The organism is Acinetobacter colistiniresistens, assembly GCF_000413935.1.
In the GTDB taxonomy this organism is placed as follows: domain Bacteria; phylum Pseudomonadota; class Gammaproteobacteria; order Pseudomonadales; family Moraxellaceae; genus Acinetobacter; species Acinetobacter colistiniresistens.
The window spans coordinates 316114-330440 of the sequence record NZ_KE340381.1; the positions used below are offsets into that span (position 1 = coordinate 316114).

General features: G+C 43.9%; 11 protein-coding genes. 4 read left to right on the plus strand and 7 right to left on the minus strand.

Annotated elements, in window-relative coordinates; genetic code table 11:
• Positions 1 to 2: 2 nt before the first annotated feature.
• The 5 genes from nuoF to ndhC form a co-directional block, all read right to left on the minus strand.
• Positions 3 to 1328 (minus strand): NADH-quinone oxidoreductase subunit NuoF, encoded by a 1326-nt coding sequence (nuoF, locus tag F907_RS03995; protein ID WP_005273043.1) that lies wholly within the window; start codon positions 1326 to 1328, stop codon positions 3 to 5.
• Entirely contained in the window at positions 1325 to 1834 is a 510-nt protein-coding gene (gene nuoE / locus F907_RS03990; RefSeq protein ID WP_004804770.1) for an NADH-quinone oxidoreductase subunit NuoE, read from the minus strand. Before nuoE ends, nuoF begins: the two co-directional genes overlap by 4 nt.
• Positions 1835 to 1846: 12 nt before the next feature.
• A complete protein-coding gene (gene nuoC, locus F907_RS03985) occupies positions 1847 to 3634 on the minus strand; it encodes an NADH-quinone oxidoreductase subunit C/D (protein ID WP_005239472.1) in 1788 nt (595 codons plus the stop codon).
• An 87-nt stretch (positions 3635 to 3721) separates the two neighbouring features.
• Complete coding sequence (locus F907_RS03980; protein ID WP_004638049.1) at positions 3722 to 4399, minus strand: NuoB/complex I 20 kDa subunit family protein; 678 nt, start codon at positions 4397 to 4399, stop codon at positions 3722 to 3724.
• Positions 4400 to 4405: 6 nt separating this feature from the next.
• On the minus strand, positions 4406 to 4957 hold the full coding sequence (gene ndhC / locus F907_RS03975; protein WP_005239474.1) for an NADH-quinone oxidoreductase subunit A: 552 nt from the start codon (positions 4955 to 4957) through the stop codon (positions 4406 to 4408).
• 397 nt (positions 4958 to 5354) lie between these two features.
• On the opposite strand from ndhC, the gene F907_RS03970 reads away from it, so the two are divergent.
• From F907_RS03970 to F907_RS03960, 3 genes are all read left to right on the plus strand, one after another.
• On the plus strand, positions 5355 to 6773 hold the full coding sequence (locus F907_RS03970; RefSeq protein ID WP_016652955.1) for a GGDEF domain-containing protein: 1419 nt from the start codon (positions 5355 to 5357) through the stop codon (positions 6771 to 6773).
• Between the two features lie 92 nt (positions 6774 to 6865).
• Positions 6866 to 7222, plus strand: coding sequence for a hypothetical protein (locus tag F907_RS03965; protein WP_005239477.1), 357 nt, complete (start codon positions 6866 to 6868; stop codon positions 7220 to 7222).
• A gap of 316 nt (positions 7223 to 7538) precedes the next feature.
• Positions 7539 to 8240, plus strand: coding sequence for a glutathione S-transferase (locus F907_RS03960; protein ID WP_016652956.1), 702 nt, complete (start codon positions 7539 to 7541; stop codon positions 8238 to 8240).
• 144 nt (positions 8241 to 8384) lie between these two features.
• Here the strand turns inward: F907_RS03960 and bfmS are convergent, their stop codons facing one another.
• On the minus strand, positions 8385 to 10025 hold the full coding sequence (gene bfmS / locus F907_RS03955; RefSeq protein WP_016652957.1) for a sensor histidine kinase BfmS: 1641 nt from the start codon (positions 10023 to 10025) through the stop codon (positions 8385 to 8387).
• Between the two features lie 107 nt (positions 10026 to 10132).
• Positions 10133 to 10849: a response regulator transcription factor BfmR gene (bfmR, locus tag F907_RS03950; RefSeq protein ID WP_004655457.1), complete on the minus strand. Its 717-nt coding sequence runs from the start codon at positions 10847 to 10849 to the stop codon at positions 10133 to 10135.
• A gap of 545 nt (positions 10850 to 11394) precedes the next feature.
• On the opposite strand from bfmR, the gene F907_RS03945 reads away from it, so the two are divergent.
• The gene (locus tag F907_RS03945; protein ID WP_016652958.1) at positions 11395 to 14235 is read left to right on the plus strand and encodes a ribonucleoside-diphosphate reductase subunit alpha; all 2841 of its coding nucleotides are present in this window, start codon (positions 11395 to 11397) and stop codon (positions 14233 to 14235) included.
• The last annotated feature ends 92 nt before the right edge of the window (positions 14236 to 14327 follow it).

The window sequence follows — 14327 nt, forward strand, 5'->3', positions numbered from 1 at the left end:
CCTTAAGCTTGTTCTACGTCTAGAGCAGGAGCATGGGTTTTAACCTTAGCTTCAAACTCGTTACGGAAATATTTAAGTGCGCCCATAAGCGGCTCCATCGCACCCGGTGCGTGAGCACAGAAAGTTTTACCGATCCATAATTTACGCGTCAGTTCTTGTAAATGATCGATATCTTCTTTCTTACCTTCGCCTGTTTCCAGTGCTTTAAGCGCTTTCACTGCCCAAGGTAAACCGTCACGACATGGTGTACAGAAACCACATGATTCACGCGCAAAGAATTCTTCTAAATTACGTGTTGCAGAAACCATACATTGGGTTTCATCCACCACCATGAGTAGACAAGTTCCTAAACGAGAACCTGCTTTCATGATCGTTTCTGAATCCATTGGCAAATCAATGTGTTCAGCAGCCAAGAAGTCCGTTGATGCACCACCCGGCAACCATGCTTTCAAGGTTAAACCGTCGCGCATACCACCCGCATGTTCTTCAATCACTTCACGCGCAGTCGTACCAAATGGTAGTTCCCAAAGGCCCGGGAATTTAACTTTGCCTGATGCACCATAAATCTTGGTGCCTGGATCTTTTGATTTACCCGCAGACAGGTTGATATACCACTCTGGGCCACGCAACATGATCGCTGGCAAGTTATTGTAGGTTTCAACGTTGTTGACAATCGTTGGACGACCCCATGCCCCTGCTACTTGCGGGAATGGCGGTTTGGTACGCGGATTGGCACGGCGACCTTCAAGCGAGTTGATCAATGCAGTTTCTTCACCACAGATATAACGACCTGCGCCTGTGTGAACGTGCATATCAAAGTTCCAGCCTGTTCCAAGGATGTTGTCACCCAAGTAACCTTTGGCACGGATTTGCTCTAATGCTTCATTTAAGTATTGAGCCGCTTCAACATATTCACCACGGATGAAGATATAACCTTGAGTTGCTTCTAAGGTATAACCTGCAATCAACATGCCTTCGATCAATTGATGAGGAAGTTTTTCCATCAACAAACGGTCTTTAAAGGTACCCGGTTCCATTTCATCGGCATTACAGATCAAATAGCGTGGACCACCATCATTTGGCGCCATCAATGACCATTTAATTCCCGCTGGGAAACCTGCACCACCACGACCTTTGACTGTCGCAGCTTTAATGACTTCAAGTACATCTTTTGGTGGCATGCTCAAAGCTTTTTTAAAGCCAGCATAGCCTTCCAGTGCTTCGTACTCATCGGCCGCACGAACAAATTCTTGTTTGCTCAAACGCCAAGTCAATGGATGTGTTTCTGGGTTACCGTCGCCATAGATTGGTTTTGGTTCAGTATTCATACATACTTCTCCAATAACTGTTTAACCGATGAAACGTCCACGAGACCGTGAGTATCTTCATCAATCATTAAAGTTGGACCTTTATCGCAGTTGCCTAAACAGCAAATTGGGAGCAAGGTAAAACGACCATCTGCTGTGGTTTGTCCATACTGGATACCCAACTCGCGCTGGAACGCTTCTGCCAAAGTTTCTGCACCCATCAAGAAGCATGCAATTGAGTCACACAATAGAATCACATGACGGCCAACAGGTTGACGGTAGATACGGTTATAGAAAGTTGCAACACCTTCCAGATCCGCTACGCTCATGGTCAACAGCTGTGCAATCGCATTCATCTGTGCATCATCTACCCAGCCATTACGGCGTTGTACACACTTCAAGGCATCCAAAGATGCTGCACGTGGGTACGGGTAATGACCAATGTGATGTTCGATGTCATGGATTTCGTCCGCAGTCAAAATCCCTTCAACATTCACACGTGGTTTTTTATCAGTCAAAATCATCATAATCGTTTACCCCTAGCGATCCACGTCAGCCATAACCACGTCAATGGTTGCCAAATAAATGATCAAGTCAGAAACCAAACTGCCGTTAATCACGGAAGGCATTTGCTGTAAATGCGTGAACGTTGGTGTACGAATACGGGTACGGTAACTCATGGTTGACTTGTCAGAAGTGAGGTAATAGGTACTCGCACCCTTCACAACTTCAGTCATAAATGAAGACTCGCCCGCTGGCATTACAGGACCCCAAGATACGCTTAAGAAGTGCGTAATCAAGGTTTCAATATCTTGTAATGTCTTATCTTTCGGTGGTGGAACAGCCAATGGATGATCCGCTTTATATGGACCAGATGGCATGTTGTCCAAGCACTGCTGAATGATTTTCAATGATTCAGTAATTTCACGGAAGTGAACCAGTACACGTGCATACGCATCGCCTTCGTATTCCACTGGAATATCAAAGTCGAAGTTTTCATAACCACTATATGGACGATATTTACGAACGTCGAAATCAATACCCGTCGCACGTAAACCTGTCCCTGTCACACCCCAAGCCAACGCAGATTTCGCATCGTATTGCGCAACATTGCGGGTACGACCGATAAAGACTGAGTTTTTAAGCGCAGCAGTGTAGTACTCGTTCAAACGCTTCGGCATCCACTCTAGCAATTCTTTAACAAGTTTTTGCCAGTTGTTTGGAAGGTCATGCGCGGTACCGCCGATACGGAACCATGCTGGGTGCATACGGTAACCGGTAATCGCTTCAACGATGTCATAGACTTTTTGACGGTCTGCGAACATATAGAATACAGGGGTCATACCGCCCGCATCCTGAATCGCGGTACCACAGAATAATAAGTGGTTATTGATACGGAATAACTCGTTCAACATCACACGAATGACTTGTGCACGCTCAGGTACTTGAATCCCTGCCATTTGCTCAACAGCCATCACGTATGGCATGTTTTGCGCACAACCACCGAGGTAGTCGACACGATCCGTATACGGAATGAATGAATGCCAAGTTTGACGTTCAGCCATCTTTTCCACGCCACGGTGGTGATAGCCGATATCAGGCACACAGTCTTTGACTTCTTCACCGTCCAACTGTAATACCACACGGAACGCACCGTGTGCAGATGGATGGTTCGGACCCAAGTTCAGGAACATGAAGTCTTCGTCATCATTACCGCGTTTTAGACCCCAGTCTTCTGGTACAAAGCGTAAGTGTTCTTGTTCGAAATCTTGCTTCGCTTGATCTTGCATATACGGGGTATATTCTGTCGCACGGGCAGAATATTCTTTACGCAATGGATGACCTTCCCAATAAGTTGGCAACAAGATACGACGGAGCATTGGGTGCCCTGCGAAATCGATACCAAACATATCGTAAGCTTCACGCTCATACCAGTTGGCATTTGGCCAGATATTGGTTGCGGTTGGGATGCTTAAATCATTTTCATTCAATGCAACTTTAATACGAATATCACTATTACGCTCAAGCGATAACAAGTGATAGAACACAGTAAAGTCAGATGCTGGCAAACCGTCACGGTGAACACGTAAACGCTCATCGACCGCAGACAAGTCAAACAACATTACATAAGGACGTTCCACTTTACGGAGGAACATAAGGACTTCTTGCACGCGTGCGCGCTCGACCCAGACTGTTGGAAACTCTTCAAAAGTCGCCTGCACATAGAAGTTCTCACCAAACTTGGTTTTGAGCTCTTCTACGATTGCAAATGCTGGGCGGGAATCAACTGGAGTTGATTCTGGCATAGCAATGTCAGTTTCAGCCATTGGCTTGGCTTCCTATTTAATACAAATTTTGTCAACTTTCCCGACGACCATATCCATCATGGAATATGTCAAAATTCATCGTTAAAATTATTTAATTTCATCCATAGAGCGTAGGTTTTTCACCGCAATACGTTCCGCATTTTTACGGTCACGTTCTGGCATCATCTTTGGCTTATACACAGGCTGAAGATCATCACCAATAACCGCTGAAAGTGGACGGCGCTCTAATTGAATTTGGTCTTGAAGTAACATCAATGCTTGGATCAATGCCTCTGGACGCGGCGGACAACCTGGGATGTACACATCAACAGGAATAATTTTGTCTACGCCTTGAACCACTGAATAGATGTCGTACATACCACCTGAGTTAGCACAAGCACCCATCGAGATGACCCATTTAGGCTCAAGCATTTGTTCATACAAACGTTGGATTACAGGCGCCATTTTGACAAAGCAAGTCCCTGCAACAATCATCAAATCCGCTTGACGTGGTGAAGCTCGAATCACCTCGGCACCGAAACGTGACAAGTCATGAACACCCGTTAATGTGGTTGCATATTCAACGTAGCAGCATGACGTACCAAAGTTAAATGGCCACAAAGAGTTTTTACGCCCCCAGTTCACGGCTGTATGCAACACATCCTCAAGACGTGTCATCATCACACTTTTATTCACTTCTTCCTCAAGTGGATCAGTGACGATTTGACGATCTTGCAATGGATATTGATCGGCATCCGGATTCGCACGGGTTAAAGTATATTTCATCCCGACTTACTCCTGTTCAAATGATGATGTAGTCGGTGTTTTTGATTTAACACGACCAGAAGACTGTGCTGGAATATGACCAGTAGGATCGACAACTAACTCTTCAATGTTATTGAATCGCGTAATGTCAGCAATATTCATATTTGGCGAACCAATTTTGGTTTTAACACCCGCTGCTTTACGACGATCCGAAGGTGCCCAGTTAAGTGCGCCAGTCGAAAGCTCATAAATCAAACCGATCAATAAAACTAAAATAAACACGGCAGCCGTTGCAAAACCCACCCAGCCGACTTCGCGAACGGAAGTTGCCCAAGCGTAGAGATAGAGGGCTTCCAGATCGAAAACCACAAAGAAAATTGCAACTAAATAGAATTTGGCTGACAGGCGGATACGAGCACCGCCCGCACCTACTACACCTGACTCAAACTGCTCTTGCTTTGCACGTCCCCATGCTTTACCCCCGAGGAGTAAGGGAACTGTCAGCATAAAAACGCAAAGAAATGTAACGCCGATCACGAAGGCAATTATTGCCCAATCGTATGGAGTAATGGCACTCATGCGGGGATAACTCCTGGCAGGCCTATTTTTAACAAAGAATGTATGTATTGGCCTTCAAATACACCAAACACAAAATTAATCCCGCCAATTGTACCTGATTTCTAATTTCTCATGCTAGTTGAAGCGCTTTAGTCTTTCGGATGATTTTGTCCTTAAACTTACAGATATATCCAAGATCACGGTTAATTCACCCCCAAAAATCGAATTATCTAATCAAGAAGAGCATATTGATCATTTTTTTCTTTATGTATAGATCAAAAACATTCGTATTTTAATCAACATGCCCCAATATATTGCAGCACGAACTAAACCATTGCATTGGCGTAGTTTTATGGTGAAAATTTAAACATAATTTATATAATAGCGCGACCTCATCTCGCCATAGAAACACGTCTCTATGCCTCAAGCCCATGCAGCACCCAAACCACGCTCGCTTTTACAATTATTCGCACTCTTTACTGGGGTGATTCTGCTGTGCTGCCTCATTGGAATCGCCACCAGACACCTTACTTTTCTCGCCTCTTTCTGGCCTGCCAATTCAGTTCTACTCGGGCTGCTGATTCGCTTTCCGCACACCCGCCACCCGATCAGTTTTATTGGTGCAATCGTAGGATATTTGCTGGCGGATACCTTACAAGGCACTCCGCTCTTGCTCAATATCTGCCTGAACTCTGCCAATCTGCTCTATGTCATGACCACATTGGCTTTATATATCAAATTTAATGCCTTTATCCGCTCTACGCATCAAGGCTATTTCTATCTGTTTCTATTTAGCTTTTGCTGTATTGGTGCTTTGGCCAGCTCTTTATTTGCGGCACTGACCCTCCCCTTATTCAATACCAAATTTGCTCTGGGCTCGTTCTGGACGGATTTTGGCTATTGGTTTACCGCAGAGATCCAAAATGCGCTGTTACTGCTCCCTGCGATCATCAGCGCGCCGCATTTCTCTGAGTTTAAACAACAACTCAAAGAATTTAAAACCCAGACCGTGCAAGAAAGCTTGCCCTTGTTTGCAGTTATTTTTTCAATTGCGATTGGCTATTACGATGCAGGCCCCGGTTCACTGCTGTATCCCATTGCAGCACTCATCTGGTGCGCCCTGAGCTATCGCCATTTCTCAGTCACCATCATCACCTCAATCAGTTGCGCCTTTGTGATCTATCATGTTTCACAAAACTATCTGCTACTTTATCCAGAACAATTTTTAAACAATGCCATTTCGATCCGCCTCGGATTGATTATGATGACCATTGCGCCGCTCACCGTTTCCAGCATCAATATCTTGAGATCCAAACTAATTCAAGAATTACAGCACACCATTGCCCACGATGAACTCACCTCAAGCCTGACCCGACGTCAATTTCTACAATCCGTACAATTATTACAACAACAAGCCACCCGCTCAGGACAAACCACGGCTTTTTTGATGCTTGATATTGATCACTTTAAACAGGTGAATGACAGCTATGGACACCAGATGGGTGATCGTGCCTTGCAAAGCTGTGTACATACCATTCAAAGTCTGCTCAGGCCTCAAGACCTGCTCGGGCGCCTAGGCGGTGAAGAGTTTGCCATTTTCATGTCCAATACCAATGCCGATGCGGCTTATCTCTGTGCAGAAAAAATTCGCCTGCAAATCAGTAAAACTCCGATTGAATATGAACCGACGCAAAGCTTTTCAATTCAAATCAGTATTGGCATTTATATGTGTACACCTGAAAATCAGCACCTCATTGAACAGCTATTTAAACAAGCCGACAATGCACTGTATCAAGCCAAAAGACAGGGCCGCAACCAAGTTGTCATTTCGACATAATATGTTGCAATTCAGCTAAATACTTTAATTATCTTTATACACAGTTAGCGTAATAGATGAGTATTCTAAGAGAAGCAAACAAGGAGAAAAACATGCATCTAGAATATACACACGACTCAGATTACTTCTTTTTTTCACAACTTCTGATGCGTCATATCGAAAGTTATGTTCGAAAACATCCAGATGCTGATAATGCAATTTTTGATTTAAGAGACATCTACGAAGTATTTAGAGAAGATTTTGCCGCAACCACGACTAACCTTGAGAGCATTTTGAATATTGCGGACAGCTATAAAGTTGAAACCTTAAATGGCGATCAAGCACTCATCAAAGGTTATAAAATCGATATTAAAAATAATGCCCTGCTCATTGACTTCAATGCTGATGCATTGCAAGGTCTGCGCTCAGGTAAACCCCTGATTGAACCTGATCCTTCTCTGCATGAGTAAAAATCATTCAGGTCATACCAAGCGGCGCCCAGCACTTTAGATTCTGACTCTTTTTCACTCTATTTATAAAAAGCAGCAACTAAGCTGCTTTTTTCTTGTCAGCAACGATATGCAGAACAACAGACAGTCTAACAATAACACTCTCATTCAGAGGATAAATAATGCAAATCAAACAGCAAACCCAAAGTATCATCATCACTCTGTCACTCACATTGACGACGGCAGCCTCAGCCAACACCATAGAGCAAGCCTTTACAACCGGACATCAGCCCCCCCCCAACCGGCGGACACGATGAACTAGAACTGATTAAAATCCATGTTAAAACTCTACCATTTAAGTAACTCTCGCTCACAGCGCATTGTGTGGCTGCTTGAAGCCTTACAACTCGATTATTCGCTTATTTTTTGTGATCGCACCCCCAACGGCGAGGCACCTGAGTGGCTCAAAGACATTCATCCTTTGGGTAAAGTTCCAATTTTGGTGGATGACATGTATAGCCCGCCCCAAGTGTTAGCAGAGACTTCCGCCATATTAGATAGCCTGCTAGCGAATGGATTGCCTCATCAGCTCCAACCAACAAACTCAGTAAATAAACAGCAATATTTTTATTGGAAAAATTTTGCAGATGCAACGCTGATGCCGAATTTAGCACTCAAGCAGATTTTTTCTCGAATGGTAGATCGGTCACCTTTTTTTGCACGACCTTTAATCAGAATAATAAAGCGGTCCTTTGACCGACAGTTTCTCAATCCAACCCTTTATCAGCAGATGACATTGATAGAGCAGCATCTTGCAACACACACATGGTTTGCAGGAGAAGCTTTCTCAGCTGCCGATATCATGATGGTCTTTTTAGTAGAAGCCCTGCTCGCTTTAATTCCAGACAGTACACGATTCTCTGCCACAACAAACTATATGCAACGTATCCAGAAATTAAATTCTTTTCAGGCTGCCCAAATTAAAGGTCAGTGGAACAGTACAGAACATCAGGCTTACTGGTCAAAAACATGGGCATAATTGCCCCATGCGCCCCCTCTGTTCCTGCCAAAGCATCTCGCTATGCAAAAGTAAGTGAACGGGCTTAAAATTTTGCTATAAAAAAAGCCAAGGCAATATCCCCTGGCTTTTTATTACATCAAAAAGAGCAACTGTCTTTTCATTCTATTTTTTAATCACTTGCTTATAACGCTTGGCAGGCCAAGTCATGATAAAACGCGCACCGCCCAAGTTTGGACTTTGATCGACTTGAATGGTGCCACCAAACCAGTATGCAATCCGGCTGACAATTGACAAGCCCAGACCATAACCACCCGAAGCACGGGTACGACTGTCATCTAAACGGGCAAAGGCTTCAAAAATACGACTGCGTTCTTGCTCTGGAATCCCCGGTCCGTCATCTTCCACACAGACATAGGCATTGCCATCAGCATGAATCCCACCGCTGATACGCACCTTATGATCACAGTAACGTACCGCATTACCCACCAGATTTTGTACTACACGATGCAGGTAACGACGTTCCGCATCTACCTTTAAAGACAACGCTGGTGCAATCAGCTCAATTTCTTTTTGCGTCTTCAGTGCCTCGGTTTCCATCGCCACCTGATCCAGCACCTCGACCAGAACAATGTCTTCAAAATCCAAAGACGGTGTGCCCTGTTCCAGTTTGGCATAGGTCATGATCTCGTCAATCAAGGTATTCAATGCCTCAATATCCTTATCAATCATATCGACCTGTTGAATACGATAATTATAATCGTCTTCCTCTGCCAGCATTTCCATACCAAAACGGATTCGCGCTACAGGTGTTCTCAACTCATGTGACACCGCACGCATCAACTCACGCTGCGCTTCAATCAAACGCTGAATATGATCCGACATGTTGTTATAGCTGGAAGCCAAGTTTGCCATTTCATCGCTTCCCTCAATCGGGACACGCAGGGACAAATCGCCTGATTTCATCTTGTTCAGAGCGTAACGAACCTGACGGATTTTTCGCTCCAATGGCAAGATCAGACCATAAACCCCCAAGCTCAAAAGGAACAAGCTAAATAAGGTAATGCCTGCAGACAACTGGAACGGCATCCAGTTGAACATCGGCACAGGCCCCAAAATCAACACTTGCGCAGGATGGTTCGGCATTGGAGAAACAATCGAAATGGTGGTTCCGCGCACCGTGGCGCTGTCTTTATACAACAACACACTCTGATCTTGGTGCAAACGACCAATTTGCTCTGAATCCAGATTTATATCTTTAATATCGGCAATTTCAATCGGATAATAGAAATGCTTTTTGATTTTATCTAAGTACTCACGCTCCTGCCCCGGATAGAAGATCAAATAATCCAGTACAAAAATCGGTAGCGCTTTCATTTGGCGTTCGCCAATTTTATCGACTTTGATATACAGGTAATGCTTAGGATCGTCTTTTAAACCGATAATGATATAACCAATGCCATTATTGGCATCATAACGAACCACTGATTTTTGTTCTGCGATACGTTTTTTCTCGGTGCGAGATAGCTCTACCCGTTCCGCATCGACATAGTAGATTGGCAATTCCAGCAAATCAGAAGCATCTGAAATCCAATCTAACTTCTGCTGTTTTTCTGGCTGACGAGATACACCTTCACTAATGACATAGGAAATACCATCAGTAAGAGATTCACGATATTCTTGTGCACGTTGATAGTTAATGATCTGCACCAGCAAATAACAAAATGCGGCAACCACAACGACCAAAACGACCAAACCAGCATAAATACGCAAGAATATGCTGTTTTTCAGTACTCGACTTACCATAGGGTAAATAATTCCAAGCTAGTGAACATCTCCCCTGAGCAGCTGTGCTGCACAAGGCCCCTCCGATCAAGGGAAAAGCCCCCTGTGATCAGGAGGCTTTAGAGTGTTTAGATTCCGTTGGTTTCTTTAACGAATAAATAACCTTTACTACGTACGGTTTTAATACGTTTTGGATTTTCCGGGTCATCACCAATTTTTGGACGAATACGTGAGATACGGACGTCGATTGAACGATCTTGACCATCGTATTCGATACCGCGTAGGCGCTCGAAAATATCTTCACGAGACAGGATACGACCTGCATTCGATGCCAATAACCATAACAAGTCATATTCAGCGCTGGTGAAATCAACCAACTCACCATTTAAAGTTACTGAACGACCACCGTTATCAATCACCAGATCATCAAACTCGATACGTTGTGCCACTTCGTCTTCTACTGTTTTGTCAGTGCGACGTAATAAAGCACGAATACGCGCCAATAACACACGTGGCTGAACAGGTTTCGCCACATAGTCATCGGCACCCATTTCCAAACCAAGAACCTGATCCATATCTTCTGTACGCGCAGTCAGCATCAAGATCGGTTGGTGATAATGTGGACGCACTTCACGACAAACGGTTAAACCATCTGCGCCTGGTAACATGACATCGAGGACAACCAGATCTGGCTGCTCGCTGATAATACGACGAATTGCACGATTACCGTCTGTTTCGACCCCAACTTCCAAACCGTTACGGATCAAATACTCTTGTGTTAAACGTGCTAAGCGCTCATCATCTTCTACGATCAAAATCTTCGGTAACTTTTCTTCTTGGCTCATTTGTTTGCCCCTAAAATCTGAGTGAATCCGTCTATAAAAATCTGACAGATACATTGGTTTATGTTTTGCAATATACACACGTTTACATTGTAAACAAGTAGGCGTTCACCAAACTGATACACGCTTAGCCTCTTTTGTTATCTTTTTATTAAAATTATGAATTTTAATATATTTTTCAGTTTTCCATGCTTTTTCCGACAGGATGAATATTTAGTATAGATTTTGTGCCAATGTTAAACAATTTGTTTCTTTATTCACCCAAAACCATTTAAGTGTCTGTTTTTTGAGTTATCCACAGAGTTATCTATAAGCCTTTTTTAACGGCTTTGATATGCTATGTGACTGTGATTTCAGCAGTTAAGACATGAAAAAAAAATTAGTAAAATGTCAAGGATTGATCTGCTGGAAAAAATCCCGTATCTTGTGTTGAAAATAAACTTTAACCACTAAGTATTGTGTTTATCCCTCAAACATCGTGGCATACTTTTTGCTCGATTCAAACGGTCCATGAACATAAAAATAGATGATAATGGAGCTATGCTGACATGAGCATCATCACTTCTACTCCTGGCCAACTTCAGGTCATTAAGCGCACCGGTGAGATTGCGACATTTAATGCCGAGAAAATTTCTGTTGCGATTGGGAAAGCATTTTTAGCTGTTGAAGGTCAACAAGGTACTGACTCAAGTCGTATCCATGACCGTATTACACAACTCACAGAAATGGTAATGAACACGTTTAATCGTCGTTTACCGTCTGGTGGTACGATTCATATCGAAGAAATCCAAGACCAAGTTGAATTGGCACTCATGCGTACTGGCGAACAGAAAGTTGCCCGTGCCTATGTGATTTATCGCGACCAACGCGCAAGCGCTCGTCAGCAAACTGGTGCAAACCACCATCCTACCCTGCAAATTACAGATGCCAATGGTCAGCTCCAGCCATTGGATTTGAGCGCACTCACTGCAACAATTGAAACTGCAAGTGAAGGTCTGGAAGGGATTGATATTCAGGCAATCCTTGATGAAACCGTTAAGAACCTCTACAACGGCGTCAAAGAAAGCGATATCGCAACCACCATGATGATGGCGACGCGTACCCGTATCGAACAAGAGCCAAACTACACCTATGTGACTGCACGTTTGCTCAGTAGCGAATTGGTCAGCACAGGTTTAGAGTTCTTGGGTCTGCCAACAGAGACTTTAGAAGGCGATGCTTTAGAAACCTTCCTGAAGAAAGGTATTGAACTTGATCTTCTTTCTAAAGACCTGCTTGACTTCGACCTTGCGAAATTGGCTGCGGCGATCAAACCAGAACGCTCAAACCAGTTTACTTACTTAGGTCTACAAACTTTATTTGACCGTTACTTCATCCATTCAAATGGCGTGCGTTTTGAATTACCACAATTATTCTTTATGCGTGTATCGATGGGTCTTTCGCTCAATGAAGAAAATAGAGAAGACCGTGCGATCGAGTTCTATGACTTATTGTCTAGCTTCGACTACATGGCATCTACACCTACCCTGTTTAACTCAGGTACTTTGCGTCCGCAATTATCAAGCTGTTACTTGACCACCATCGGTGATGACCTGTACGACATTTATGGCGCAATGCGTGACAACGCAATGTTGTCTAAATGGGCTGGCGGTCTCGGTAATGACTGGACACCAGTCCGTGCCTTGAACTCTTATATCAAAGGCACCAACGGTAAATCACAAGGTGTTGTACCGTTCCTGAAAGTTGCCAACGATACAGCTGTTGCGGTGAACCAAGGTGGTAAGCGTAAAGGTGCAGTTTGTGCATACTTAGAAACTTGGCATTTGGATGTTGAAGAATTCCTAGAGCTACGTAAGAACACCGGTGATGACCGTCGTCGTACCCACGACATGAACACAGCGAACTGGGTGCCTGACTTGTTCATGCAACGTGTATTTGAAGATGCTGAATGGACACTGTTCACGCCTTCTGAAACACCAGACCTGCATGATTTAACGGGTGCAGAATTTGCTGAGCGTTACGCACACTACGAAGCAGTCGCAAAACAAGAAAACATGCTGCACAAGAAAGTACGTGCGAAAGATTTATGGCGCAAAATGCTTTCGATGTTGTTCGAAACAGGCCATCCGTGGATCACATTCAAAGACGTATGTAACTTACGTTCACCACAACAACACGTGGGCGTGGTTCACTCATCTAATTTGTGTACAGAAATCACTTTAAATACCAACCAAGACGAAATCGCGGTATGTAACTTAGGTTCGATCAACCTTGTACAACACGTTCAAGGCGGTGTATTAGATCGTGAGAAGCTTGCCCGTACTGTAAAAACAGCAGTTCGCATGCTCGATAACGTGATCGACATTAACTACTATGCGGTACCACAAGCGAAGAACTCAAACTTGAAACACCGCCCTGTGGGTATGGGTATCATGGGCTTCCAAGATGCATTGTATGAAATGAATCTTGCTTATGGTTCAGATGCAGCGGTTGATTTCGCTGATGAATCAATGGAAGTGATCAGCTACTACGCAATCGAAACCTCAAGCAATCTTGCAATCGAACGTGGCGCTTACTCAACATTCAAAGGTTCATTGTGGGATCAAGGAATCTTGCCAATCGACTCTTTAGAAATCGTTGCGAAATCACGTCCAGAGCGTATGTTCGAAGTTGATCGTACACAACGTTTAGACTGGGATTCATTGCGTACTAAAGTTCAAAAAGATGGTATGCGTAACTCAAATGTGATGGCGATTGCACCGACTGCAACCATCTCTAACATTTGTGGCGTATCTCAATCGATTGAACCAACGTTCCAGAACTTGTATGTGAAATCGAACCTTTCTGGTGAATTCACCGTGATCAACCCTTACCTCGTTCGTGCATTAAAACAACGTGGTCTATGGGATACCGTGATGGTCAATGACCTGAAACACTTCGAAGGCTCAGTACAAAAGATTGCGCGTATTCCTGATGAATTAAAAGCAATCTTCGCGACTGCATTTGAAGTGGATACTCGCTGGATCGTGGATGCTGCATCACGTCGTCAAAAGTGGATCGACCAAGCACAGTCATTGAACCTTTACATCGCTGGCGCGAACGGTAAGAAACTGGACATCACCTATAAGATGGCATGGTTACGTGGTCTTAAAACCACCTATTACCTCCGAGCTTTAGGTGCAACTTCAGCAGAGAAATCAACGATCAATACTGGCGCACTCAATGCAGTGAAACCAGCATCGGTTGAAGCACCTGTAGTTGCAGCACCAGCGGCAGTGGTTGCAGAGAAGAAACCTGAAACTGCGGTTGAAGAAGATGGTTTCACCACGGCAGCTCCAGTGCCAATGGCGTGTTCAATTGACAATCCAGACTGCGAAGCTTGTCAGTGACAGTGATATAGATTAAAACGTATATATAATTAAACAATACCCTTTGTAAATCTTAAGGTTAAGCTCTTTACAAAGGGTATATTTTTATATTT